This window comes from Pseudomonas cremoricolorata (assembly GCF_000759535.1).
GTDB classification, from domain to species: domain Bacteria; phylum Pseudomonadota; class Gammaproteobacteria; order Pseudomonadales; family Pseudomonadaceae; genus Aquipseudomonas; species Aquipseudomonas cremoricolorata_A.
This window is the reverse complement of the sequence record NZ_CP009455.1, coordinates 4,153,782-4,178,020: the sequence shown is the minus strand read 5'-3', so window position 1 is coordinate 4,178,020 and position 24,239 is coordinate 4,153,782. Positions and strand designations below refer to the sequence as shown.

21 protein-coding genes and 1 pseudogene are annotated in these 24,239 nt (G+C 63.1%); 9 read left to right on the top strand and 13 right to left on the bottom strand.

The window, feature by feature from the left end; translation table 11 throughout:
- Positions 1 to 51: 51 nt before the first annotated feature.
- The 6 genes from LK03_RS18940 to ribBA all read right to left on the bottom strand — a co-directional run bounded on the left by LK03_RS18940 (position 52) and on the right by ribBA (position 6,181).
- On the bottom strand, positions 52 to 759 hold the full coding sequence (locus LK03_RS18940) for a histidine phosphatase family protein (protein WP_038414029.1): 708 nt from the start codon (positions 757 to 759) through the stop codon (positions 52 to 54).
- Positions 760 to 921: 162 nt separating this feature from the next.
- On the bottom strand, positions 922 to 2,070 hold the full coding sequence (locus LK03_RS18935; RefSeq protein WP_038414028.1) for an ABC transporter ATP-binding protein: 1,149 nt from the start codon (positions 2,068 to 2,070) through the stop codon (positions 922 to 924).
- A gap of 20 nt (positions 2,071 to 2,090) precedes the next feature.
- A complete protein-coding gene (locus LK03_RS18930) occupies positions 2,091 to 2,900 on the bottom strand; it encodes an ABC transporter permease (RefSeq protein ID WP_028693622.1) in 810 nt (269 codons plus the stop codon).
- A 6-nt stretch (positions 2,901 to 2,906) separates the two neighbouring features.
- The gene (locus LK03_RS18925) at positions 2,907 to 3,812 is read right to left on the bottom strand and encodes an ABC transporter permease (protein WP_038414027.1); all 906 of its coding nucleotides are present in this window, start codon (positions 3,810 to 3,812) and stop codon (positions 2,907 to 2,909) included.
- Complete coding sequence (locus LK03_RS18920) at positions 3,809 to 4,834, bottom strand: polyamine ABC transporter substrate-binding protein (RefSeq protein WP_038414026.1); 1,026 nt, start codon at positions 4,832 to 4,834, stop codon at positions 3,809 to 3,811. Before LK03_RS18920 ends, LK03_RS18925 begins: the two co-directional genes overlap by 4 nt.
- Before the next feature lie 231 nt (positions 4,835 to 5,065).
- Entirely contained in the window at positions 5,066 to 6,181 is a 1,116-nt protein-coding gene (gene ribBA / locus LK03_RS18915; RefSeq protein ID WP_038414025.1) for a bifunctional 3,4-dihydroxy-2-butanone-4-phosphate synthase/GTP cyclohydrolase II, read from the bottom strand.
- Between the two features lie 75 nt (positions 6,182 to 6,256).
- Between ribBA and LK03_RS18910 the strand changes: the two genes are divergently transcribed.
- Complete coding sequence (locus LK03_RS18910; RefSeq protein WP_038414024.1) at positions 6,257 to 6,550, top strand: DUF1330 domain-containing protein; 294 nt, start codon at positions 6,257 to 6,259, stop codon at positions 6,548 to 6,550.
- Positions 6,551 to 6,563: 13 nt separating this feature from the next.
- On the opposite strand, the gene LK03_RS18905 is transcribed toward LK03_RS18910, so the two are convergent.
- Positions 6,564 to 7,871 (bottom strand): phosphate ABC transporter substrate-binding/OmpA family protein, encoded by a 1,308-nt coding sequence (locus LK03_RS18905; RefSeq protein WP_038414023.1) that lies wholly within the window; start codon positions 7,869 to 7,871, stop codon positions 6,564 to 6,566.
- A 193-nt stretch (positions 7,872 to 8,064) separates the two neighbouring features.
- Here LK03_RS18905 and LK03_RS18900 point away from each other — a divergent pair, with 193 nt between their 5' ends.
- Both LK03_RS18900 and LK03_RS18895 read left to right on the top strand, forming a co-directional pair.
- On the top strand, positions 8,065 to 8,958 hold the full coding sequence (locus LK03_RS18900) for an EamA family transporter (RefSeq protein ID WP_038414022.1): 894 nt from the start codon (positions 8,065 to 8,067) through the stop codon (positions 8,956 to 8,958).
- 149 nt (positions 8,959 to 9,107) lie between these two features.
- Complete coding sequence (locus LK03_RS18895; protein WP_038414021.1) at positions 9,108 to 9,404, top strand: hypothetical protein; 297 nt, start codon at positions 9,108 to 9,110, stop codon at positions 9,402 to 9,404.
- A 58-nt stretch (positions 9,405 to 9,462) separates the two neighbouring features.
- Here LK03_RS18895 and LK03_RS18890 read toward each other — a convergent pair whose 3' ends face one another.
- Positions 9,463 to 9,795 (bottom strand): hypothetical protein, encoded by a 333-nt coding sequence (locus tag LK03_RS18890; protein ID WP_038414020.1) that lies wholly within the window; start codon positions 9,793 to 9,795, stop codon positions 9,463 to 9,465.
- Between the two features lie 424 nt (positions 9,796 to 10,219).
- On the opposite strand from LK03_RS18890, the gene LK03_RS18885 reads away from it, so the two are divergent.
- Positions 10,220 to 12,190, top strand: a complete 1,971-nt coding sequence (locus LK03_RS18885) for a BCCT family transporter (RefSeq protein ID WP_038414019.1) — start codon at positions 10,220 to 10,222, stop codon at positions 12,188 to 12,190.
- Positions 12,191 to 12,363: 173 nt separating this feature from the next.
- On the opposite strand, the gene yghU is transcribed toward LK03_RS18885, so the two are convergent.
- Together yghU and LK03_RS18875 are read right to left on the bottom strand one after the other, a co-directional pair.
- The gene (gene yghU / locus LK03_RS18880; RefSeq protein WP_038414018.1) at positions 12,364 to 13,206 is read right to left on the bottom strand and encodes a glutathione-dependent disulfide-bond oxidoreductase; all 843 of its coding nucleotides are present in this window, start codon (positions 13,204 to 13,206) and stop codon (positions 12,364 to 12,366) included.
- An 87-nt stretch (positions 13,207 to 13,293) separates the two neighbouring features.
- Positions 13,294 to 14,481, bottom strand: coding sequence for an acyl-CoA dehydrogenase family protein (locus LK03_RS18875; RefSeq protein ID WP_038414017.1), 1,188 nt, complete (start codon positions 14,479 to 14,481; stop codon positions 13,294 to 13,296).
- A 97-nt stretch (positions 14,482 to 14,578) separates the two neighbouring features.
- On the opposite strand from LK03_RS18875, the gene LK03_RS18870 reads away from it, so the two are divergent.
- The 5 genes and pseudogenes from LK03_RS18870 (at position 14,579) to LK03_RS18855 (ending at position 21,082) form a co-directional block, all read left to right on the top strand.
- The gene (locus tag LK03_RS18870; protein WP_240478625.1) at positions 14,579 to 14,998 is read left to right on the top strand and encodes an ASCH domain-containing protein; all 420 of its coding nucleotides are present in this window, start codon (positions 14,579 to 14,581) and stop codon (positions 14,996 to 14,998) included.
- Between the two features lie 660 nt (positions 14,999 to 15,658).
- Positions 15,659 to 17,440: a bifunctional diguanylate cyclase/phosphodiesterase gene (locus LK03_RS18865; RefSeq protein WP_038414016.1), complete on the top strand. Its 1,782-nt coding sequence runs from the start codon at positions 15,659 to 15,661 to the stop codon at positions 17,438 to 17,440.
- A 37-nt stretch (positions 17,441 to 17,477) separates the two neighbouring features.
- Positions 17,478 to 18,254 (top strand): annotated as a pseudogene (locus LK03_RS22965) (PAS domain-containing protein); the annotation flags it as partial.
- A gap of 30 nt (positions 18,255 to 18,284) precedes the next feature.
- A complete protein-coding gene (locus LK03_RS22960) occupies positions 18,285 to 18,791 on the top strand; it encodes a methyl-accepting chemotaxis protein (RefSeq protein ID WP_240478677.1) in 507 nt (168 codons plus the stop codon).
- A gap of 236 nt (positions 18,792 to 19,027) precedes the next feature.
- Positions 19,028 to 21,082: a TonB-dependent receptor gene (locus LK03_RS18855; RefSeq protein WP_038414014.1), complete on the top strand. Its 2,055-nt coding sequence runs from the start codon at positions 19,028 to 19,030 to the stop codon at positions 21,080 to 21,082.
- Between the two features lie 218 nt (positions 21,083 to 21,300).
- Here the strand turns inward: LK03_RS18855 and LK03_RS18850 are convergent, their stop codons facing one another.
- The 3 genes from LK03_RS18850 to mntP all read right to left on the bottom strand — a co-directional run bounded on the left by LK03_RS18850 (position 21,301) and on the right by mntP (position 24,235).
- Complete coding sequence (locus tag LK03_RS18850) at positions 21,301 to 21,951, bottom strand: TIGR04211 family SH3 domain-containing protein (protein WP_038414013.1); 651 nt, start codon at positions 21,949 to 21,951, stop codon at positions 21,301 to 21,303.
- A 196-nt stretch (positions 21,952 to 22,147) separates the two neighbouring features.
- Positions 22,148 to 23,521: a nucleotide 5'-monophosphate nucleosidase PpnN gene (gene ppnN, locus LK03_RS18845; RefSeq protein WP_038414012.1), complete on the bottom strand. Its 1,374-nt coding sequence runs from the start codon at positions 23,519 to 23,521 to the stop codon at positions 22,148 to 22,150.
- A gap of 147 nt (positions 23,522 to 23,668) precedes the next feature.
- Positions 23,669 to 24,235, bottom strand: a complete 567-nt coding sequence (mntP, locus tag LK03_RS18840; RefSeq protein WP_038414011.1) for a manganese efflux pump MntP — start codon at positions 24,233 to 24,235, stop codon at positions 23,669 to 23,671.
- Positions 24,236 to 24,239 lie beyond the last annotated feature (4 nt).

Sequence of the window (24,239 nt, the reverse complement as noted above, 5' to 3'; positions counted from 1 at the left end):
GTGTTCCTTATTGAGTGAGAGTTGCATCGCGCAGGGTTAGAGCAGGCCGGGTCATCGGTAGGTGATGAGCTCCGGGGATTTCAGCAGGCGCACATGGGCCTGGCTGTTGAAGGTGCTGAGGCTGACCTCGCGGCCGCGAAATTTCAGGTGGCTGAGTGAAGTGTTGATGATCTGCCAGTTGAGGCTGAAAGCCTGGGCCGGGGTGATGCCGGTGGTCAGGTGCAGCAGCGCTGCGATGCTGCCACCGGAGGTGAAGACGGCGATGTCGTCGGCTTCGCTGGCGGCGTCGAGCAGGCGCTGCAAACCGCGTTCGATGCGTGCGGTGAAGGCCGTCCAGGTTTCCAGACCCTCGTCGTGCTCGCCAGCGTGCCAGCGCTGCACCATCAGGGCGAACAGGCGCTGGAACTCGCTGCGTTGCTCGCGCGGGTTGCGCATGACTTCAAGGGCGTCGGGTTCATCGCGCAGCAGCGCTGGGGTGAGGCTGCGCACCAGGCCTTCAGCGTCGAACTCGTTGAAGTCGGGGTCAGTCTCGATGGCTGGCACCGGGCTACCGCTGGTGTGAAGTGCCTGGAGGGTCAAACGTGCAGTGTCTTGCTGGCGACGCAGGCTGCCGGCGATGCAGCGGTCGAGGCGCAGGCCCAGTTGGCCAAGGTGTACGCCGAGCGCCTGGCTCTGACGCGCGCCCAGTTCGGAGAGCACGTCGTAGTCAGCGGCGCCGAACGAGGCCTGGCCATGTCGGATCAGATAGAGATTGCCCACCGGATTGCCTGCACACACGGGGAAGTGATGCGAGGGTAGGACGCACTCAGCGGGCTGTCAACGAAAAAGCATACAAGCGTTTGAAAAGGGCGTTTGAATGGCCCCGCAAGGCATTGGCAGGCCGTGGAAGCAGCCATTGCGGCGCCTCCACGGCATACGCATTCAGTGCGCTCCGGCCGCCTTGCTCAGGTCGCTCTCGGCCCATTCGGTATAGATGCAGGCGTCGGCGACGGCCCAACGTACCTTCACCGTCTCGCCCGGTTGCATCGGCATGCCGGCTGCCGACAGCGCCTTGACCGTCAGCTCGGTGCCGCCGTCGGTGCGTACGTGGCAGGTCTGGCTTTCGCCGAGGAACAGCACTTCGCCGACCTTGGCGCTGACTTCGTTCCAGCCTGCCGGCAGCGGCTCGGCGGCGGCCTGTTGCAGGGTCATGGCCAGGGCTTTTTCCGGGCGCACCATGATCAGCGCTTCGCTGCCGGCAGTGAGCCCAGGCGTCAGGCGGATGGCCAGCGGCTGGCCTTCGAAGGTGCCGGCGCCGTTGCTCTGGGCAGTGATGCGCAGGAAGTTGGAGTTGCCCAGGAACGAGGCGACGAAGGCATTGGGCGGGTTCTGGTAGAGGTCGTAGCCAGTGCCCAGGCCAACGATCTTGCCGTGGCTGAAGATGGCGATGCGCTGCGACAGGCGCATGGCCTCTTCCTGGTCGTGGGTCACGTAGACGATGGTGATGCCCAGGCGCCGGTGCAGCTGACGCAGTTCGTCCTGCAAGTCTTCACGCAGTTTCTTGTCGAGTGCGCCAAGCGGTTCGTCCATCAGCAGGATGCGCGGTTCGTACACCAGTGCGCGGGCAATCGCCACCCGTTGCTGCTGGCCACCAGACATCTGCGACGGCTTGCGGTGGGCGAACGGCTCGAGCTGCACCAGCTTGAGCATGGCATCGACGCGCTTGCGCGTCTCGGCGGCGGCCAGTTTGCGGATGGCCAGGGGGAAGGCGATGTTGTCGCGCACGTTCAGGTGCGGGAACAGCGAATAGCGCTGGAACACCATGCCGATGTCGCGCTTGTGCGGCGGCACCTGCACCAGCGACTGGCCGTCGACCAGAATTTCGCCGCTGCTCGGGGTTTCGAAGCCTGCGAGCATCGACAACGTGGTGGATTTGCCCGAACCGCTGGAGCCGAGGAAGGTGAGAAACTCGCCGTCCTGGATGTCCAGGTCGAGGTTGTCCACGGCGGTGAAGTCACCGTAATGCTTGTTCAGGCCGCGCAGGCTGACCAGGGTCTTGCCCGGCGCGTTGTCTTGGATCACTGCACTCATTGTTGTTGTCTCCGCAGGGCTCAGGCGTTGGCTTCGGCGCGCCGGCGCAAGGCGGCGGCAATGAACATGACGAACAGCGACAGACCGATCAGCAGCGTCGAGGCGACGGCGATCACCGGGCTCAGGTCCTGACGCAGGGTGGTCCACATTTTGACCGGCAGGGTCTGCAAGTCGGGGCTTGCCATCATCACGCTGAGCACCACCTCATCCCACGAGACCAGGAAGGCGAACAGGCCGCCGGCGATCATCCCCGGGCGAATCGCCGGGAAGGTCACCTTGAAGATCGCCTGCAAACGCGAGGCGCCGCAGATCACCGCAGCGTCCTCGATCGACTGGTCGAACAATTTCAGCGAGTTGATGATCGAGATGATGGTGAACGGCAGGGCGACGATCACATGGCTGACCACGAAGGCGAACAGCGTGCCGGTGTAGCCGAGCTTGAGGAACAGCGCGTACACCGCCACAGCGATGATCACCAGCGGCACGATCATCGGCAGGGTGAACAGCCCGTAAAGCATTTCGCGGCCGGGAAAGCGCCCGCGCACCAGGGCGAAGGCGGTTGGCAGGCCCAGCGCCACCGCCGCGATCGTGGTGAGCACGGCAACCTTCAGGCTGGCCAGTGCCGCGTCCATCCATTCGGGGTTGGAGAAGAACTGGCCGTACCACTTCAGCGTCCAGCCCGGCGGTGGGAACACCAGCCACTGCGACGAGCCGAACGACAGCAGCACGATGAACACCACCGGCAGCAGCAGGAAGGCGGCGATGACCCCGGTGGTCAGGTACAGGCCGGTGCGCAGCGGCCGGCCCATGGCGTTGGGTGAAAGAAGCATGCTGAATTACCTCGCGTTGCCGACCGGGGATTCCGGTTGCAGCTTCAGGTACAGGTAGAAGAGCACCAGGGTGATCGCCACCAGCAGTGCCGCGGCAGCGCTGGCCATGCCCCAGTTGAGGAACGACTGCACCTGCTGAATGATGAACTCGGGCAGCATCATGTTCTGCGCTCCGCCCAGCAGCGCCGGGGTCACGTAATAGCCCAGCGACATGACGAAGACCATCAAGGCACCGGAGAACAGCCCCGAGCGGCACAGCGGCAGGAACACCTTCCAGAAATTGGTCCAGGGGCTGGCCCCGCAGATCGAACCGGCCTGCAGCACCATCGGGTCGATGGCGTGCATGGTCGCCTGCAACGGCAGCACGATGAACGGAATCATGATGTAGCTCATGCCGATCACCACCCCGGTGAGGTTGTGCACCATTTCAATCGGGGCATCGATGATGCCCAGCGCCATCAACACCTTGTTCACCACCCCGGAGCTTTGCAGCAGCACCAGCCAGGAGTAGGTGCGCGCCAGCAGGCTGGTCCACATCGACAGCAGTACGATGTTCAGCAGCCAGCGACCCCAGCCGCGTGGCACCAGGGTGATTGCCCAGGCCAGCGGGAAGCCCAGCAGCACGCTGATCAGCGTCACCAGGCCAGCGACCGAGAAGGTGTTGACCAGGACTCGGGTGTACGCCGAGTTGGCGAACAGCTGCTCGTAGTTGCCCAGCCCCGGCACCGGTTCGAGCACGCCGCGCAGCAGCAGGCCGATCAGCGGCACGAAGAAGAACAGGCCGAGAAAGAGCAGGGCAGGCAGCAGGTTGCGGCTGCCTTTCCAGCGCTGGCCCAGGCCTGGGCGACGGGCGACGCTGCCCGATGCTCCTGGCCCCTGGGCGTTTTGCAAGGCGTTGATGGCGACTTTCATTTCACCAACCACTCATTCCAGCGCGCGGCGATGGCCTGACCGTTCTTGGCCCAGTAGGCGAAGTCCAGGGTGACCTGATCGCTGACATGGGCGGTCGGCAGGTTGGGCGCCAGGTCCTTGTCGAGCTTGGCCACGCTGTCGACGTTGACCGGCGCGTAGGCGGTCTTGTTGGCGAAATCGGCCTGGCCCTGGGCGCTGCTGGCATTGGCCAGGAATTTCATGGCCGCGTCCTTGTTCTTCGCGCCTTTTGGGATGACCAGGAAATCGGCCATGACCAGGTTCTGCTTCCAGCTCACGCCCACCGGCGCGCCGTCTTGCTGCAGGGCATAGACCCGGCCGTTCCAGAACTGGCCCAGCGAGGCTTCACCCGAGGCCAGCAGTTGCTGCGACTGTGCGCCACCGCCCCACCAGACGATGTCTTTCTTGATGGTGTCGAGTTTCTTGAAGGCGCGGTCCAGGTCGAGCGGGTAGAGCTTGTCGGGGGCCACGCCGTCGGCCAGCAGGGCCAGTTCCAGCACGCCCGGGCTTGGCCATTTGTACAGTGCGCGCTTGCCGGGGTAGGTCTTGGTGTCGAACAGCGCGCTCCAGTCGACTGGCTTGTTGGCGCCGACCTTGCCGTCGTTGTAACCGAGCACGAAGGAGAAGAAGAACGAACCGACACCGTGGTCGGAGACGAAACGCGGGTCGATCTTGTCGCGCTGGAGGGTGTTGAAGTCCAGCGGCTCGAGCAGCCCTTCACTGGCTGCACGCAGGGCGAAGTCGGCTTCGACATCGACCACGTCCCACTGCACGTTGCCGCTTTCGACCATGGCCTTGAGCTTGCCGTAGTCGGTTGGGCCGTCCTGCACCACTTTGATGTCGGTCTGCTTGCTGAAAGGGATGGCCCAGGCTTCTTTCTGCGCATCCTGGGTAGTGCCACCCCAGCTGACGAAGTTGACGCTCTCGGCGGCAGTCGCGGCCTGGCAGGCCAGGGTGAGCAGGCTGGCAGACAGCACTGCGGTGACACGTTTGCTCAACAGCATGGTTACGCCCTCGTTACTTTTGTTATTCGAGGCAGGCTGGAATGTGTGCCCGCCAATCGTGTTCGGGGAGCAGCTTTGCAGCAGGTGCAGCACCGGAAATCCGGGGTCAAGCGGTGGGGCAGGTATTAAGGTCTACGGAATATCATATTATGGTATTCCAAGATTTTGGCAAGTAGGAGCAGGCGACCGGCCATCACTCGGTGACAACGTGTAATGGCCGGTGGCGCGTGCCTACGCCTGCGGCTCGAACGGGATGCTCTGCACCACTTCCAGCTCATAGCCGGCCAGGCCTGCGTACTTGAGGGGCGGGCCGAGGTGACGCAGTTTGCCGACGCCCAGGTCTTGCAGGATCTGCGCGCCGGTGCCGACTTCCGAATACACCTTCGATTGCCCGCGCTGGTAAGGACGTACCGGTTGGGTCAACTGCGGAATGCGTTCCAGCAGGGCCTGGGAGGATTCGTGGTTGGCAAGGATCACCACCACCCCGGTGCCTTCGCTGGCGACCTTCTCCAGCGCCGCCCACAGCGTCCAGTTGGCCGGCCCGGCATACTCGGCGCCGACCAGGTCGCGCAGCGGGTCGATCACGTGCACGCGCACCAGGGTCGGTTGCTCGCGGCGGATGTCGCCCATGACCATCGCCATGTGCACGCCGCCCTCGATGCGGTCCTCGTAGCTGACCAGGCGGAAGGTGCCGTGCACGGTGGGCAGCTCGCGCTCGCCGATGCGCTTGATGGTCTGCTCGGTGCTCAGGCGGTAGTGAATGAGGTCGGCGATGGTGCCGATCTTGATGCCGTGGCGCGCGGCGAAGACTTCCAGGTCGGGGCGGCGGGCCATGGTGCCGTCGTCGTTGAGCACCTCGACGATCACCGAAGCCGGGGTGAAACCGGCCAGGCGCGCCAGGTCGCAGCCGGCTTCGGTATGCCCGGCGCGGTTGAGCACGCCGCCTTCACGGGCGCGCAGCGGAAAGATGTGCCCGGGTTGCACCAAGTCTTCCGGGCGGGCGTCGGCGGCCATCGCGGCGGCCACGGTGCGCGCCCGGTCGGCGGCGGAGATGCCGGTGGTGACGCCGCTGGCGGCTTCGATGGACACCGTGAACGCGGTGCTGAACACGCTGCCGTTGGCCGGTACCATCTGTTCCAGGCCCAGACGCTGGCAGTGGTCGTCGGTCAGGGTCAGACAGATCAGCCCGCGGGCTTCGCGGGCCATGAAGTTGATTGCATGGGCATCACAGCGCTCGGCGGCAATCAACAGGTCGCCTTCGTTTTCCCGGTCTTCGTCATCCACCAGCAAGACCATCCTGCCTTGGCGGTAGTCCTCTAGGAGCTCTTCGATGCTGTTGAAAGCCATGGTGCACACTCACTGTCTACGGGTGATTATTATGGTATACCATCATACACAGATTCCTTTGAGTGGAGAGTGCAGATGAAGGCGTACTGGATTGCCCATGTCGATGTCACCGACCCCCAGCAGTACCAGCAGTACACCCAGCGCGCGCCGGCTGCGTTCAGCCAGTACGGCGGGCGTTTCCTCGCGCGGGGCGGGCGCAGCGAAGCGCTGGAAGGACGGCCGACACCCCAGCGTAGCGTGGTGATCGAATTCGACTCCTACGAGCAGGCCCTGGCCTGCTATCGCTCAGCCGAGTACCAGGAGGCCTGTGGCCATCGCCAGGGCGCGGCGCAGGCTGAGGTCATCATTGTAGAAGGTGTCGCGCCCTGAGCCAGTTGCCGGCTCAGTAAACCCACACCTCGACCCGGCGGTTGCGCAGGCGGTCCTGCGCGTGCTGATTGCCGGCCACTGGCAGCTGCTCACCCAAGCCCTCGACCTGCAGGGTCTCGACGCCATGTCGAGCCAGTTCGCGGCGCACCGCCAGTGCCCGCAGGCGCGACAGCAGGGCGGCGCGACCTGGGGTTTCCTTGCGGTCGCCGAAACCCAGCACGACCGCACGTCCGCGCAGCTTGCCGGTACTGTCCAGATAGCTGGCGATGCGCTGGACATCGCGCAGTGCCTTGTTGTCCAACTGCGCGCTGCCGGGCTGGAAGCGCAGGCTCACGCTCAGGCGTCTGGCGTGCTGCGCCAGCTCGGCATAGGCCGGCGGCTGGTTGCGGTGCATGGCCACTGGTAGGGCTTGGATCTGCTGTGAGACGAAGCCGTAGGCGGCGACGATGGCCTGTCCTGCGGCGCTTTGGGTGAAGTCGGCCAGTGCGCCTGCGTCGGCCTTGGCTGGCTGGGGTAGATAGAAGTACAAGCGCCGCGACAGCGGATAGTCTTCGCTGGCGACCAGTGCTCTGCTGGGCAGAAGGGCGGGCGCATCGCCGGCCGCGATCGCCAGGGTGCGCACGCCGTGCACCGAGGCCAAGCCGCTGAAACCAATCGCATGGCGGTCGCGGGCGACCTGTGCCGTGAGGGCATCGGCGGACTCGAAACGCGTCGCCGTGCGGGCCAGTTGAAGCTGCGCAGGCTGCAGGACCAGGCTGGCGAAGGTATCGAAGGTGCCGGAGCGTTCATCACGCGCATACACATGAATCTCGCCTCCGCGCACGCCGAGCTGCTCCCAGCGCTGCACCTGACCGGAAAACACCTGGGCCAGTTGCTCGATGCTCAGCCGGGTCAGCGGATTGTCGGGGTGGACGATGATCGCCACGCCATCGAGTCCGATGATCTGCTCGCTCGCGGCTGCACGCAGGTCGCCCAGTGCCTGCAAGGCCTGGGCTTCATCGTCATTGATCGGTCGCGAGGCGGTCACCAGGTCGGCGGCGCCTGCAGCCAGGGCGCTGAATCCGGTTCGCGTGCCGTGGGCACCGAGGTCGATCCGTAGCGTACGACCGCTGGTGTCGGTGCCGCTGATAATCCACTCATTAACGCTGTGGCCGGCCTTCTGATCGATTGCCGTCGCCCCTTGCGCGCGTAGCCAGGCCTGCACCAGTGCCGGAGCCAGGGCGGAGCCGATGGTGTTGGAGCCCTGGATACGGAGCTGCGTCGGGCCCGTCCAGGCCAGGGCGGGAAGCAGCATGCACAGCATGACGAGGCGGCGCAGCATGCAGGTCAACCTGGAGACGAATGGGTGCGCCGCAGATTACGACGGTCTTGTGAATTGCAGGTGACAGGCGCTCTGTGCTGCGGGCTCGACTGTTGCGCCGCCACAACAGAAAACTGTTGCGGGCGGGGAAAGGCCGATCGGTTTATGCTGTTTCGAAATATTTCTATAACCGTGAGTACAAGGAAAAGCCCAGATGCCGCTCAAGGACCTGCTGATCGCCCTGGTGGTGATCGTTGCATGGGGAGTCAACTTCGTGGTCATCAAGGTGGGACTGGACGGGCTGCCTCCCATGCTGCTGGGCGCCCTGCGTTTTTTGCTGGTGGCGTTTCCTGCCGTGCTGCTGGTCAAACGACCCAAGCTGCCGTGGCGCTGGCTGATCGCCTATGGTGCCACCATCTCGCTGGGGCAATTCGCCTTTCTGTTCCAGGCCATGTACAGCGGCATGCCGCCGGGGCTGGCATCACTGGTGCTGCAGTCGCAGGCGTTCTTCACCCTGGGCTTCGCTGCGCTGTTTCTGGGCGAGCGCCTGCGCGTGGCCAGCGTGCTGGGTCTGCTGGTGGCCGCCGCAGGCCTGGCGGTGATCGGCAGCGAAGACAGCAGCCATGTGCCGTTGATCGCGCTGCTGCTGACCTTGTGCGGCGGCGCCATGTGGGGACTGGGCAACATCATCACTCGGCGCTTCGGCAAGGTCGACCTGGTGGCGCTGGTGATCTGGGGCGGCCTGATTCCGCCGCTGCCATTCCTGGCCCTGTCGTGGTGGCTGGAAGGCCCCGAGGCGATCAGCCATGCGCTGCTGAACATCTCGCTCAACTCCGTGCTGGCGCTGGCCTACCTGGCGTTCATTGCCACCATGGTCGGTTACAGCCTGTGGAGCACGTTGCTGTCGCGCCATCCGGCGGGCAAGGTCGCGCCCTTTTCTCTACTGGTGCCGGTGATTGGCCTGAGCTCTTCGGCGGTGCTGCTCGGCGAACGGCTGAGCACGCTGCAATGCTGGGGCGCGGCCCTGGTAATGCTGGGGCTGTTGATCAATGTGTTCGGCGCGCGGCTAGGGCAGCGTCTGAGTGGCAGGGCAGGGCGTGCCGCCTGAGGCACGCTGCAGCGGCGGATCGTGCGCTGGACGGTGGCTTTTTTCGCCGATTGCTTGATCCGGCGCAGCGTATCGGTGGTTAAGGCTCGTTGAGTCAGGGCTTGTATGGTTTTCTGTAGGGCATTTCAACAATGCCGAGGGAAAATGCCATGCGAGTCAGGGAAGATGTCTACTGGCAATGGGCCGATGCCAATCTGCACAGCCGCTGTCACGACGAAGCGCTGAGCGATGGCACATCGTTCGATGTGCAGGTGCGTCTTTCTCGTCTGGGGGCCACCCAGCTGTTTCTGGGCCTGTACAGCCGTGAGGGCAGGGCGATCCATGAGGAATACCACCGCCAGCGCCCCGGCGAGAGCATGACCCGCGCCATGGTCTGGGGCGTCAACCGTGCGCGAGCCCTGGCCACCGCCGCAGAACCCCTGCCGAGCAAACGCTTGCGCGCCTGAAGGGTTAAAACGACAACGCCCGGCAGGATCGCCGGGCGTTGTGTTCATGCAGGGCAGATCATTCGATTGGTTCGATCACCTTCACCGCATCACGCTCGCGGGCAGCAGGCCATTCCTGTTGCAGGGTCTGCAGCACCCGGGCGACGAACTCGGTGTCGGCAGCCGCCTTCTTGCCGACGAAGCCCTGGCCGCGGCGGTACACCTTGAAGCGGGCGCGCATGCTGGGCAGGTGTTGGAGGCAATCATCGACGGCGGAGTTAGGTGGCAGACGGTCGAGGCGAACTTCGCCGGACTGGCTGAGCCACAGCAGATGGTCGTCCAGGCTGTCTTTGCGCGCGGCGAACAGCTGGGCCAATTGATCGATAGTCGGTTTGTCGTTCAGGTTCATCATAAAGCCCCCATTACCCATTGTCGGTGTCGTTCAGACTTGGCGCCACGTGGTGTAGCGCACTTCCAAAGCTGCTACGCAGCATTGCAACAGGGGCTTTCTCACGCTGTCTTTTGGACAGTTCCCGCTCCAGAGACGGCGTGCGTTACCGCGCAAGCCGCCTGGAATACCCGTGCCACCGTCCCCGATCAGGGAGACGGCCCAATCATGCCCAAGGGCAAAACACGCCGTCAATAGTTTTGTAGTGGAAATTAACATTCACTACATAGTGCCTTGGTCGGCACGCTCGACGTTCAAGACCCATGAGCGACTGGGGTTTTTCTCAAAGCGGCGTTTATCATTGCGAACCCTCGCCAGCTAAATGGGTCAGGGTTACGCTAGTTTTCATAAAAGCGTCAGCCAGACGCGCAGCAGGAGTTTCACGTGTATGCCGACAAAGCCCGACCAGGAAAAACCCGCCAGCATCAACCCGCCCGTCTTTTGGATCTCGGCTTTTCTGCTGTTGGTGCTGGTGCTCTACGCCAGCGTCTTCCAGACCCACGCCCAGGCGCTGTTCGCCGACATTCAGGGCTGGATCATCGGCAACGTCAGCTGGTTCTATATCCTGGCCGTGGCAATCATTCTGGGCACGGTGGTGTTTCTGGGGTTGAGTCGCTATGGCGACATCAAGCTCGGACCTGACCACAGCACGCCCGATTTCAGCAGCATGACCTGGTTCGCCATGCTGTTCTCCGCAGGCATGGGTATTGGCCTGATGTTCTTCGGCGTTGCCGAACCTGTGATGCACTTCGCCAAACCGCCGTTCGGTGATGGCGGTACGGTGCAAGCTGCGGGAGAGGCGATGCGTATCACCTTCTTCCATTGGGGGCTGCATGCCTGGGCCATCTACGCCATCGTGGCGTTGATCCTGGCCTACTTCAGCTTCCGCCACGGCCTGCCGCTGACCTTGCGTTCGGCGCTGTACCCGCTGATCGGTGAGCGCATCTATGGCCCCATCGGCCATGCCGTGGACATCTTCGCCATTATCGGCACGGTGTTTGGCGTGGCGACCTCGCTGGGCTTTGGCGTTTCGCAGATCAACACCGGCCTGAATGCGCTGTTCGACGTTCCGGTTTCGATTCCGATCCAGATCGCGTTGATCATCGGTACCACCTTCCTCGCTACGCTGTCGGTAGTATCCGGCCTGGACAAAGGCATTCGTCGCCTGTCCGAGCTCAACCTCGGCCTTGCCGTGCTGTTGCTGCTGATGGTGGTGATCCTCGGCCCGACCGTGCTGATCTTCCAGACCTTCGTGCAGAACACCGGCGGCTACCTGGGCGAGATCGTCAGCCGCACCATGAACCTCAACGCCTACCAGCAGAGCGACTGGATCGGCGGCTGGACGCTGTTCTACTGGGGCTGGTGGCTGGCCTGGTCGCCCTTCGTCGGCCTGTTCATCGCGCGGATTTCCCGCGGCCGGACCATCCGTGAGTTCGTCACCGGTGTACTGCTGGTGCCGACCGGTTTCACCCTGCTGTGGATGACCGTGTTCGGTAACACCGCCATCCACATGATCCTCGACCAGGGCTTCACCGACCTGGCTCAGGCGGTGGACAAGGACACTTCACTGGCGTTATTCGCCTTCCTCGAACATTTCCCGTTCTCCAGCGCTATCAGCACCCTGGCGATCGTCATGGTCGTGGTGTTCTTCGTCACCTCGGCCGACTCTGGCGCCATGGTGGTGGACATGCTCGCCTCGGGTGGGCAGGAAAACACACCGGTGCGCCAGCGCATCTTCTGGGCTTCGAGCATGGGCTTGGTGGCGATCGCGCTGCTGCTGGCAGACGGCTTGAAAGCGTTGCAGACCGCCACCATCGCCAGCGCATTGCCGTTCACTATCGCCCTGTTGTTCAGCATGCGTGGGTTGCTCAAGGCGCTGAAACTCGATGCCACCAAGCGCGGCCTGCGTCACCAGGCACTGGCGATTTCACCCACGTCCTCGCGCGGGGCGAGCAACTGGCAGCGGCGCCTGCGCACTCTGGCGATGTTCCCGCGGCGCTCGCACGTGCTGCGCTTCATCAGCGATGTCGGCCTGCCGGCATGCCAGTCGGTTGCCGAAGAGTGGCGCCGCCAGGGCTATGAGTGTGTGGTGGAACAGGGCGATGACGGTGAGGTGACCCTCAAGGTCGGCCCCAGCGACGACACGTTCGTTTACCACATCCGCCCCCAGGCCTATGCCATGCCCAGCTTCGTCACCAGCGATGCCGATGGCGATGACCGTAAATACTTCCGAGCTGAAGTGCATTTGCGTGAAGGTGGCCAGGACCATGATGTGATGGGTTGGTCCAAGGATGAAGTGATCGGCGATATTCTCGACCACTACGAACGCCACCTGCACTTCCTGCATTTGGTGGGGTGACACGGAGTTCAGTTAAACCGCTTTGGTTGGGGCTGCTTTGCAGCCCATCGCGGCTGAAGCCGCTCCTACAGGGATCTACGCTACTCCTGTGGGAGCGGCTTTAGCCGCGATGGGCCGCTCGGCGGCCCCAATTGTTTGAACGAACAGCACGAGCCGCATGACGCGGCCCTCGGTCACTTATCGAAATCTGCCGCACTGTGACGCTCGACCACCTGGGTCGCTTCATCGCCCCAGGGCCGGTTGACCCGGGTGCCGCGCTGCACGGCCGGGCGTTCGGCGATGGCCTTGGCCCAGCGCAGAACGTGTGGGTACTCTTCGACCGCGAGAAACTCTGCGGCGTCATATACCCTACCGAGCACCAGTTGCCCGTACCACGACCACACGGCGATATCGGCGATGCTGTAGTCGTCACCCCCCAGATAGAGACTGACCGCCAGACGCCGTTCCAGCACATCCAGTTGGCGCTTGGCCTCCATGGTGAAGCGGTTGATGGCGTACTCGATTTTCTCCGGTGCATACACGTAGAAATGCCCGAAACCGCCACCCAGGTAGGGCGCTGAGCCCATCTGCCAGAACAGCCAGTTCAGGGTTTCCGTGCGTGCGGCCAGATCCTTGGGCAGCAGTGCACCGAATTTCTCGGCCAGGTGCAGTAGGATCGAGCCCGACTCGAACACCCGCAGCGGCGGTTCCACGCTGCGGTCGAGCAGGGCGGGGATCTTGGAGTTGGGATTGACCTCGACGAAGCCGCTGGAGAACTGATCGCCATCGCCAATCTTGATCAACCAGGCGTCGTACTCGGCCCCGCTGTGGCCGAGGGCGAGCAGTTCCTCGAGCATGATGGTGACCTTGACCCCATTGGGCGTGGCCAGTGAGTACAGCTGCAGCGGCTGCTTGCCGACGGGCAGGTCCTTGTCGTGGGTCGGCCCAGCCACGGGCCGGTTGGTGCTGGCGAACTTGCCGCCGGACGCGGCGTCGTTGCGCCAGACTTTGGGCGGCACGTAGGGGGAACTGCTCATGGAAATAGCTCCTGAAGGTGGGAAAGCCTGACGAGCAATGGACCGGTTGGCGCAGGGGACGGTTCGATACCCCGGCTTCGGTGGCCCTCAACTGTAGAAAGATGGCGTCGGCAGCACCCGTTTCAAGGCCCACTCGCCCAGTTCATGCAGTTTGTAGTCGAGCGGGTCATGCAGGGTTTGCACGCGCAGGTTGCGCCAGTAGCGGTCGAGGCGTAGCGCAGCCTGGGTGGCGCGTGCCCCGGTGACTTCAAAAAGGCGGTTGCAGATGTCCAGCCCGCTGCGGCTAGCCGCGACCTTGGCCGTGGCGATCGACACCGCCAGTTGCCCACGTTGCTCGGCACCGAGCGCCTCACCTTCGGCCCAGGCCTGATCCAGCTGCTGCGCGGCGCGCTGCACCAACAGACGCACGCCCTCCAGCGCCACCCAGAATTCGCCGTAGTGACGCAGCACGTAGGGGTCATCGCTGGCCTGCTCGACCTTGGCCCGCAGCCAGGGGCGGCTCTGTTGCAAGGTGTACTGACGGGCCTCTGCCAAAGCGCCTTCGGCGATGCCCAGAAACAGGTGGGTAAAGTGCAACTGCGCGATCAATGGCCGCAGGCAGGCGAACGGCGTGCTCAGCGGGCCGGGGTCGAGCAGTAGCTCGTGGTCTTCGACCCGCACTGCATCGAAACTGGCACTGCCGCTGTCGGTCTGGCGCTGGCCGATGTTGTCCCAGTCATCGTGGAGCGTGATGCCCGTGCGCGAGGTGGGAATGGCGGCGATCAGCAAGCGGCCGCCCGCGGCACGATCGATGGCCGAGGCAATCAGCATCTGTGAGTCGCTGGCGCCGGAGCAGAAACTTTTCTGGCCGTTGAAGGTGCGCACGCCATCGATCACCTCGACCACCGTGCGCTGGTCCAGCGGATTCAGCGCGTTGCCCCAGAACAGGTGTTGCGCGGCCGTTTGTGCGAGCCAGGGCTGCCACTGCGCCGGCTGCGCGAACAGGCGAACGGTGGCGAGCATCAGGTGGTGAAAACCCAATACGTGGGCCACCGAGCTGTCGACCATGGCCAGTTGGCGCACTACGTCCAGGGTTTCACTCCAGGTGGCGCCATGACCGCCCAGTTCGCGGGGAATGCTCAAGGCCAGCAGGCCGCTCTGGCGCAGTGCATCGCGCTCGGCCTTGGGCGTACCGCCGGCCACATCCCGCTCACGGGCGGTTTCGGCGAACTGCGCAGCGAGCTGGCGGGCAGTGGTCATTGCATCGAAAGAGTTAGGGTTCGGCGCTGAAGTCATGCAGGTGTCCAGGGCTGGAGAGCGTGGAAGAGGGCGACGTTGACGTGCGAGCGTCGGATGAGCAGCATGCGTCGCTCAACAGCCTAGCAGTGGCGCAGTGCCGCGCCCGTACAAGGAGTTCACCATCAAAGCGCTATCCATCGTTCATCCCAGCGGTACACGCATCGCCAACGGCGAAAAAACCCTGGAAATCCGCCGCTGGGCCCCAGACCTGCAACCCGATGAAGACCTGCTGATCGTGGAAAACCGGCGTTTCCTGAACGTTGAGGGTGATGAGGACGCCGATGGCCGGGCAGTGGCCATCGTTCGGGTCAAAGCCGTTCGGCCTTTCAGGGTGCAAGACATCCCGGCGGCGTGCGCCAGCTACCACGAGCCTGGCTGGCTGGCCTGGGAATTGAGTGATGTCAGGCCCGTATGCTGTGCCGAACCGGTGCTGGCTGCGCGGGGCCTTTATGACGTGCAGGTGACGCCGCTGCTGTTGCCAAAGCAGGCGTGTGCATTGGCACAGGACGACTGAGTAGCACCCGCCGTGATGTGCCCGTGGAACGTTGCGCATCGACGGCCCGAGCGCGCTGAGATCGAACCGTTGCGTCTGTCGGCTAATCGATCCAGCGCAATTAAGGGTCTTTCACCCGTTACAGACAATTACATGAATGTTTATTCACCCGCCCTTATCAATCGCGCAATGCGGCCGATAAAAGCAGGTAAGTGATGAATGTGGCGAGTTATGTTCTGGCGTTCATCGAGGGCTGAAAGATACAGCAAGCAGAACTTATTTTTGACGGCATTAAAATGGCGCCTTTTTTATAGGCGTTATTGCCAGTTTTCAGCATCGAAACATTGCTGAACGCGAGCCTGTATTCGAACCGAAGAAAAAATTGTCCAGGCGGTCAGGGAACGATCATGAAACAGCCGGGTCTGCTTGATGGCTCAATGCCATTGGTTGGCCAGTTGGCCACCGCCCAGGCGACTTGCGGCGCGATGCTGCGGCCCTGATGGCTCAATTCCCTGGCGCGTTACTCTCGACCGAGGACGCCGGATCGACTGTCTTGAACACTGAACTGCGTATTTCATGCACCACGGCCATTGAAAACATTCATGGCAATGAAATGGCTAAATACTGGCCGTTTTGCAATGCTCAATTTCAGCACATCGGCAAACGTCGAAGGGGATCGCGATGAACCTTTCACCGGTTCCTCATAACGAACGCAAGCGCCTCGCCCAGGTGGCGCAGTTGTGCGTATTCCAGCACCAGGAACATGCCGAACTGCGCGCGCTGGTCGAACTCGCCGGTGCCTGCTTCAACGCGCCGATGTGCCTGGTGTCGATCGTCAGCGAGCGTCACCAGTGGTTCATGGCCAAGACCGGTCTGGCGGCTCACTCCACGTCGCGAGATGTGTCGTTCTGCGCCCATACCTTGCTCGAAGCGCGGCCTTTGGAAGTCACCGATGCCTCGCTCGATCCGCGTTTCTGCGACAACCCGCTGGTCACTGGCGAGCCCGGTATTCGTTATTACTGCGGGGCGCCGTTGATCATCGAAGACGGCCTGGCCATTGGCAGTTTCTGCATCATCGACACGGTGGCGCGGCCGGCAATGGTGGCTGAACAACTGACGATGCTCGATCGCTTCGCACAGTTGGCGATGCACATCATCACCGGCATTCGCCAGCGCAACTTCCTCGACCACCCCACGGGCCTGCTCAACCGCATCAAGCTCGAATGTGACGTCAAGGATCATCTGGCCAGGCAGGAAGGCGTCTCACTGGTGGCCTTCGACGTGATTCAGGCCGCCAGCCTCAATGACGTGGTCAAGGCGCTGGGCTACAACTTTGCCCATGACCTGACCTTGCAAGTGAAGGATCGCCTGGCCCAGCAGATCGACGCCGACCTGGAGCTCTATCGCATCAGTCCCACGCGCTTCGGCACCCTGGTGCCAGCCGAATTCGATGTCCAAGCGCTGTGCGCGCGCATGCTCAGCGCACTGCAGGCGCCGGTAACCTGCCACGGCATCCCGGTACCGCTGGATGTCGGTATCGGTATTTCCCGTATCGACCAACGCGACGGCGATGGCACTGACCTGGAGTGGCTGCGCCGGGCGGTGGGGGCAGCCGATGCGGCGCGCAGGCAATCGCGGCGTTGCGCGGGCTATCAGCCGGAGGCCGATGCGGCGCAGCGGCGTGCGTTCATCCTGCTCAGTTCGCTGAGCCAGGCCTTGCGCAGCGACGACCAACTGTCGCTGCACCTGCAACCGCGGGTCGATATTGCCAGCTCGGTCTGCGCCTCGGCCGAGGCGCTGTTGCGCTGGCGGCATCCGACCCTGGGCGACATTTCCCCGGCCGAATTCATTCCTCTGGCGGAAAAGACTGCGCTGATGCCGTTGATCAGCGACTGGGTCATGCATGCGGTGTTCGATGTGCTTGCGCGCACCCGCGGCCTGGATTTCAGCGTGAGTATGAACGTCACGGCCAGTGATCTGGAAAGCCCGGTATTCATGGATCGACTGCTCGCCGGGCTTGCCGAGCGCAACCTGTGCAGTTCGCGGATGCAGCTTGAGTTCACCGAAAGCATGCTGGTCGAGCGTCTGGACGTGGTCCAGCAGCAATTGCAGCGTGCCCGCGATGCCGCTATCGAGATCGCCATCGATGACTTCGGCACCGGCTACAGCAACTGGATCTACCTCAGTCGAATTCCCGCCACCGTGGTCAAGCTCGACCGCATGCTGGTGCAGAAATCGCGTGACTCCGCCCGCGAACGAACCCTGGTACAGACGGTGATCGACCTGGCGATCAAGCTGGGCTACCAGGTCACGGCCGAGGGTGTCGAGACCCCAGAGCAGCTCGATCACGTGCAAGCGCTGGGATGCGCGGAGGCACAGGGGTTTCTCATCGCCCGGCCCATGTCGCTCGCCGCGTTCGAAGCCTGGTTCATTCAGTACGGCACCACCCACGCAGTTGCCTGACTGCGCTCCCATTCTCTAGAACAAGCAGGTCTTAACCATGTTCAATCGGCATCTGAAAGCGATGTTGGCCGACTGCGAGGCCGAACTGGTCCGCGTACAGCAACTCTTGGGCCTGATGGAGCAGGCAGGTATTTTCCTGCGCCTGGATGCCGATTACCGCGTCATCGAATGCAACCGTGCATTCACCGAAGCGATCGGCAGCGATGCTGCGCAGGTGCTGGGCAAGCGCCTCTCCGAGCTGGTCCCCGGCTACGTATCGAAGCTTGCCTGCTTTCGCAATTTCGCCAAGGCGGTGGCCGACGGTGTCGCCGTGCGCGATGACTATCGGTTCCTGCGCGCCGGTAACCAACTGGCCTGGCTGCGCCTGAGCTGGCATCCCATGCGTGATGAGCGCGGCAATTTGCGCGAGGTGATTGGCTACGGCTCGGATGTCTCGGCTCAGGTGAGCCTGGCGCGGGAAAACCAGGAACTGCTCGATGCGCTGCTGCGCTCCACCGCAGCGATTCAGTTCGACCTGAACGGCAATGTGCTCGATGCCAACGAGCAGTTTCTGCACAGCATGGGCTATTCGCTGAATCAGGTGGTCGGCAAGCACCATCGCCTGTTCTGTGACGCTGAATACGTGGCAAGTCCCGCTTACAGCGACTTCTGGAAAACCCTCAACAGCGGCCAGTACGTGCGCGGACGCTTCAAGCGCGTCGACAGCCGCGGTCGAGACGTGTGGCTGGAGGCCAGCTACAACCCGGTCAACGACGCCGAAGGCAACCTGATCCGCGTGGTCAAGTTCGCCTCGGTGGTGACCGACCAGGTGCAACGTGAAAACGAGATCAAACGTGCCGCACAGATGGCCCTGGAGGTCTCGACCCGCACCGATCTCAGCGCCAGTGAAGGCGCATCGGTGGTGGATCAGGCGGTGTCGACCATGCAGAACGTGTCGCAACAGATGCAGTCGGCCTCGGTGACCATCGAGGCGCTGGGCAAGCAGTCGGTGGTAATCAGCTCGATCGTGCAGACCATCGGCGGTATCGCCTCGCAGACCAACCTGCTGGCGCTCAACGCGGCTATCGAGGCTGCGCGCGCAGGCGAGCAGGGCCGCGGCTTTGCGGTGGTGGCCGATGAGGTCAGGCAATTGGCGGCACGCACCAGCAAGGCCACCGAAGAGATCGTCGGCGTGGTAGCGCAGAACCAGACCCTGGCCAGCCAGGCCATCGTCGATATCGAGAACAGCCAGAGCAGCGCCGTGCTGGGGTTGTCGTACGCGTCGCAGGCCGGGGTTTCGATCAGCGATATCAAGCACGGTGCACGCCAGGTGGTGCAGGCGATCAATCAGGTCAACCAGGACCTGTCGTAAACCTGCGCGGTTGAGCCTCTCACGCTGCGCCTCGGCGGCGGTGCACACAAGCGCAGCGCCCGCCAGCGATGGGTGCCCGGCGCGCACTCAGTGCGCACGTACCGACTGGTGTTAATGAGATCGCCTATCAGTAACATTCTGTTTTATCTTGCCATCGTATAGACTCCCGCCGCTGCCTCCAACGCAGCGGTCGACACGAAGAAAAAAATCAATAATCAGTCGTAGGGGAGTGGCACCTGGTGTTCAGGAAAAATGCAGTTGCATGGCTGGTAGGCTCGGCTGTTTGCGTGACTCATTCCAGTTGGGCGGCGGATCAGGCGATGGAGCTTGCGCCCATCACGGTCACCGGTGAGAAGATCAACCGCACGCTGGAAGAAACCCAATCCAGCGTGGTCGTGGTGACCGAGCAGCAATTACGCGAGAAGGCCGATAGCAGCCTGGTCGATGTGTTCGCCCGCACGCCGGGGGTGTTCAGCCAGGCGGGCAATGAAAACTGGGGCATCCGTGGCGTGCCGGTGTCCGGTTTCGATGACCAGGGTCCGGCCACCCTCAATGGTGCGGTGTCGGTGTTCGTCGACGGCGCGGTACAGCCCAACCGCTCCCTGACCTTGAGCCCCATGCCGTTGTGGGATACCGAGCAGGTCGAGGTGTTGCTCGGCCCGCAGTCGACCACCCAGGGGCGTAATTCGCTGGCCGGCGCGGTGGTCATCCAGACCCGCAACCCGACCTTCGATCCAAGCTTCTCGGCCATGGTCAACACGGGCAGCTACGGCGAGCGCGGTGCGGCAGTGGCCGGAGGCGGCGCGATCATCGACGACAAGGTCGCAGGCCGCATCGCCGTGGATTACCAGCAGGGCGATGGCTACATCGACAACACCTTCCGCAACGATGACGCCAACCCCACCCGTACCAGCAACGTGCGCGGCAAGTTGCTGATCGTGCCCAATGAAGACCTCGACGTGCTGCTGACCTACGCCCACGGCGAGAGCCGCAAGGGTGACATCACCGCAATGCGCGAGAACGACCGCGTGCGCTTCTACAAGATGAGTTCCAACACCCGCGCCTTCGACAAGCTCGATCAGGACACGGTCAGTGCCAAGCTCGATTACCGCCTGGACGATAACTGGTCGATCACAAGCCTCACGGCCAATACCCGCTCCGACTACGACGCGCGCCTTGACTTCGACCAGTCGGCCACCCGTAACCAGGTGGTCTTGCGCACCCAGCAAGGCGATCTGTTCAGCCAGGAACTGCGCCTGAACTACAACGCCGACACGCTCAAAGGCTTTGCTGGGGTTTACTACGGGCGGAGCACCAACGAGTTCAACGACCGCCTGCTGAACAACAACAGCCTGCTTGCCAGCGTCAAAGGTGACACCACCATCGATAGCCAGGCGCTGTTCGGCGAGCTGAACTGGACCTTCGCGCCGCAATGGACGCTTATCACGGGCCTGCGCTACGACCATGAGAACAACGACACCGACATCCCGGTCGACGATATCTCCAGCCCCGCCAAGGTCAGCAAATCATTCAGCGCCGTGCTGCCCAAGCTTGGCCTTGACTACGAGCTGGCCGAAGGTCAGTTCGTCGGTGTGATGGTGCAGAAGGGCTATCGTGGTGGCGGCGTCAACGTGCGCGCCGGCAGTGGTCACCAGGCCTATGACCCGGAATACACCACCAACTACGAGCTGTCGTACCGTGGCAGCTTCATGGAACAGACCCTGCGTACCCGCGCCAACCTGTATTACACCGACTGGAAAGACCAGCAGGTCAGCGTGCTCGATCCGCAAAACGAAGTCTTGAACGTGTTCAATGCCGGTCGCAGTGACATCAAGGGGCTGGAAGTGTTCGTCGAAAAAGACCTCGGCGAGCAACTGACGCTCAATGCCGGTGCTGCCGTCACGGTGGGCAAATACAAGGCATTTCTTGCCGATGATGGGCGTGACCGCAGTGGTCAGGATTTCCTCTATTCGCCGCGCTACAAGGCCTCGGTGGGCGCTACCTACCGTTGGGACGAGCGTCTGACGCTCAATACCGATGTGGTGTACCAGAGCACCGCGCCTTCGGAGTATGAGTTCGATGCTGCCGGCAAGGTGTCCGGAGAGCGGCGCAGCGACAGCTACTGGCTGGCCAACTTCAACGCCGAGTACATGCTGACCCGCAACGTCGCGCTGTCGGGCTTTATCAAGAACGCCTTCAACGAGCACTACATCACCAACAACCGCAGCGGCACCATCCTCGACGTCGGCGCCCCGCGCACGCTGGGCCTGGCAGTGCGCTACGACCTGTAAGAGCGACGTCAGTCGCGATGGCCTGCGCAGCAGGCCCAGCTCAGACAGCGCGCAAACATCGTGATAGTGCATACGGAGCATTGGGGCCGCCTGGCGGCCCATCGCGGCTCAAGCCGCTCCCACAGGTACTAATCGCGGGAGCGAACGGTCCGCTGCTGCGGTTCACTCGCGATGGCCGGCAACGCCGGCTTGGTGGGTCGCTGTTCGTGTTCAGTCGATCAGAACCAGCGATCGTTGCGCTTGCGCCCGCGGGTCAGCGCCGGCAGGATCAGGCCGACCAGCAGGCCGGCGCCGGCGATGCTGCCGCCGTAGACCATGTAGCGCATCATCACCTGCTTGTTCTCATCGCCCAGGCGTGCCTGGGTGTCGCGCAAGTTCGACTGGCTCTGTTCGAGCTGCTCGCTCAGGGCGCTGTTGCGGGTCTGCAGTTCGTCGACCAGCGCCTTGCGCGAATCGAGGGTTTCCTGCATGCCCTGCACGCGGGTCTTCCAGCTGTCATCGATGGTCTTGAGCTTCTCCGACAACTGCGCCACCTCGGCGTCGAGCTGCGGCAGGCGTTCGTTCTGGCCGGGCACGGCTTGCAGGTCGTTGCTCAGAATCCACACTTGGTCACCATTCTCGCCGCGTACCTGGCTGTAGTTGCCCTGGGTGTTGAGCAAGGTGACTTTCTGCCCGGACTTGAGGTTACCGACGATGCGGTGACCGTCGGTGGGGCCGCTGCGCACATAGGTGGTCAGGCTGTCGCTGACCCAGCGGGCGGTGCTGGCCGGCTCCTCGGCATGGGCCGGCACGGCAAGAAAGGCCAGGGCGGCGAGCAGGCCGCCGCGCAGGGCGGGAAGGGCGGAGAAGGCAGGGCGGGAATCAGGCATGTCGATCTTCGCTGGAGCTGGGCAAATGAAGGCCCGAGAGGAGGGCCGCGATCCGATCGGGGTGGCCCAATCGTCAGCGAAAGACTATTTTTTTTGCGGTCGGTTCACCGCTTGGCGTAGGAAAAGTCTGCGAGATGTTGCAGAGCGAGCAGCGGTCCTGGCCTGTGAACAGGTTCAGGACCGCGCGCTTGGGGCCTTAGGTCACCACCTGATAACACGGCACGTACGCCGCGCCGCCGGGCAGTTTCATCCGATGCTGATCGACGAAGGCCTGCAGCAGTCGCCCGAGCGGGTCGAGCACGGCACTGTCGCCACGAATCTGGTAAGGGCCGTGTTTCTCGATCAGGCGAATGCCGTTGTCCTTGACGTTGCCGGCGACGATGCCGGAAAACGCTCGGCGAAGGTTGGCGGCCAACTGGTGCGCTGGCAGCTCCCGGCGCAGGGCCAGACTGGCCATATTTTCGTGGGTCGGGTCGAAGGGGTGCTGGAAGCCTTCGTCGATTTTCAGCAACCAGTTGAAGTGGAAGGCGTCGTTGCGCTCGCGGCGGAACTGCTTGACCGCCTTGAGCCCTTCGACCATCTGCCGCGCCACTTCGGCCGGGTCGTCGATGATGATCTGGTAATGGCGCTGGGCGTCTTCGCCCAAGGTCGCGCCGACGAAGTCGTGCAACTGCTGGAGGAACGCTTCGGCGCTGCGCGGGCCGGTGAGCACCACCGGGAACGGCAGCGAGGCGTTGTCGGGGTGCATGAGGATGCCCAGCAGGTAGAGGAATTCCTCGGCCGTGCCGGCGCCGCCGGGGAAGATGATGATGCCGTGGCCGACCCGCACGAAGGCCTCCAGGCGTTTCTCGATATCCGGCAGGATCACCAGTTCGTTAACGATCGGGTTCGGCGCCTCGGCGGCGATGATCCCCGGTTCGGTCAGGCCCAGGTAACGGCTGCCCTGCATGCGCTGCTTGGCGTGGGCGATGGTGGCGCCTTTCATTGGCCCCTTCATCACCCCCGGGCCGCAGCCGGTGCAGATATCGAGCTTGCGCAGGCCCAGTTCATGGCCGACTTTCTTGGTGTACTGGTATTCCTCGTTGCTGATCGAGTGACCGCCCCAGCACACCACCATTTTTGGCTCGACGCCCGGGCGCAGGGTGCGGGCATTGCGCAGCAGGTGGAAGACGTAGTCGGTCAGGCCCTGGGAGCTTTCCAGGTCGATGCGCTGGCTGTTGAGCTCGCTTTCGGTGTAGACGATGTCGCGCAGAGCGCTGAAGAGCATTTCCCGGGTGCTGGCGATCATCTCGCCGTCGACAAAGGCGTCGGCCGGGGCATTGAGCAGTTCCAGGCGCACGCCGCGGTCCTGCTGGTGAATGCGTACTTCGAAGTCCTTGTAGGCTTCGAGGATGGTCTTGGCGTTGTCGACATGGGCGCCGGTATTGAGGATGGCCAGGGCGCACTGGCGGAACAGGGTATAGAGGGTACCGGTACCCATTTCACTCAGTTGTTGGACTTCGCGTTGCGACAGCGTCTCGAGGCTGCCTTTGGGGCTGACGGATGCGTTGATGACTTTGCGTTGGGGCATCTAAGTCTTTCCTGTGCATGTAAAACATCCTTCTGTGTCGCCACCATACCGACAAATCGGGGCGGCAACGAGAGGGCAGTTGAAAAGCGTTGCAACGCAGCCCGCCACGCGATGCAAGGCGCGCGTGCAGACTGCGCGTCCAGGCCGTCACTGCACCGAAAGATGCTCATACAAAATGGTCGCACCGATCAGCATCAGCACCACGCCGCCGATGATTTCGGCACGTTTGCCGACCACCGTCCCCAGGGCGCGGCCGAGCATCACACCCAGGGTCACCATCAGCGTGGTGGCAAGGCCAATGGCCAGGGCCGCGACCAGGATGTTGACGTCGACGAAGGCCAGGCCCACGCCCACGGCCAAGGCATCGATACTGGTGGCGAAGGCGGTGACGGCAAGAATCAGGAAACCATGCTGGTTGGGCTTTTCCGCTTCTTCGTGGTCGTCCTTGAAACCGTTGTAGATCATGTGCAGGCCAAGCAGCAGAAGCAGGGTGAAGGCGATCCAGTGGTCCCAGTTCTGTACGTAGTCGGCGGCAGCCTGGCCGATGGCCCAGCCGATCAGCGGGGTGATGGCTTCGATGACGCCGAAGATCAGGCCGGTGCGCAAGGCCTCGCTCAGACGTGGTTTGTGCAGGCTGGCGCCCTTGCCGATGGCCGCGGCGAAGGCGTCGGTGGACATGGCGAAAGCCAGGAAGATGAGGGATATCGGGTTCACGGTG

Bases quoted from the DNA above. Each gene is read 5' to 3' on its own strand.
- LK03_RS18875 (WP_038414017.1), bottom strand. From the start codon at position 14,481: ATGACTTCAGCGCCGAACCCTAACTCTTTCGATGCAATGACCACTGCC.
- LK03_RS18850 (WP_038414013.1), bottom strand. From the start codon at position 21,951: ATGCCTGATTCCCGCCCTGCCTTCTCCGCCCTTCCCGCCCTGCGCGGC.
- LK03_RS18885 (WP_038414019.1), top strand. From the start codon at position 10,220: ATGCCGACAAAGCCCGACCAGGAAAAACCCGCCAGCATCAACCCGCCC.
- LK03_RS18925 (WP_038414027.1), bottom strand. From the start codon at position 3,812: ATGAAAGTCGCCATCAACGCCTTGCAAAACGCCCAGGGGCCAGGAGCA.
- LK03_RS18865 (WP_038414016.1), top strand. From the start codon at position 15,659: ATGAACCTTTCACCGGTTCCTCATAACGAACGCAAGCGCCTCGCCCAG.
- LK03_RS18920 (WP_038414026.1), bottom strand. From the start codon at position 4,834: ATGCTGTTGAGCAAACGTGTCACCGCAGTGCTGTCTGCCAGCCTGCTC.
- LK03_RS18905 (WP_038414023.1), bottom strand. From the start codon at position 7,871: ATGCTGCGCCGCCTCGTCATGCTGTGCATGCTGCTTCCCGCCCTGGCC.
- LK03_RS18890 (WP_038414020.1), bottom strand. From the start codon at position 9,795: ATGATGAACCTGAACGACAAACCGACTATCGATCAATTGGCCCAGCTG.
- LK03_RS18900 (WP_038414022.1), top strand. From the start codon at position 8,065: ATGCCGCTCAAGGACCTGCTGATCGCCCTGGTGGTGATCGTTGCATGG.
- ppnN (WP_038414012.1), bottom strand. From the start codon at position 23,521: ATGCCCCAACGCAAAGTCATCAACGCATCCGTCAGCCCCAAAGGCAGC.
- ribBA (WP_038414025.1), bottom strand. From the start codon at position 6,181: ATGGCTTTCAACAGCATCGAAGAGCTCCTAGAGGACTACCGCCAAGGC.
- LK03_RS18930 (WP_028693622.1), bottom strand. From the start codon at position 2,900: ATGCTTCTTTCACCCAACGCCATGGGCCGGCCGCTGCGCACCGGCCTG.
- LK03_RS22960 (WP_240478677.1), top strand. From the start codon at position 18,285: ATGGCCCTGGAGGTCTCGACCCGCACCGATCTCAGCGCCAGTGAAGGC.
- LK03_RS18935 (WP_038414028.1), bottom strand. From the start codon at position 2,070: ATGAGTGCAGTGATCCAAGACAACGCGCCGGGCAAGACCCTGGTCAGC.
- LK03_RS18895 (WP_038414021.1), top strand. From the start codon at position 9,108: ATGCGAGTCAGGGAAGATGTCTACTGGCAATGGGCCGATGCCAATCTG.
- LK03_RS18910 (WP_038414024.1), top strand. From the start codon at position 6,257: ATGAAGGCGTACTGGATTGCCCATGTCGATGTCACCGACCCCCAGCAG.
- yghU (WP_038414018.1), bottom strand. From the start codon at position 13,206: ATGAGCAGTTCCCCCTACGTGCCGCCCAAAGTCTGGCGCAACGACGCC.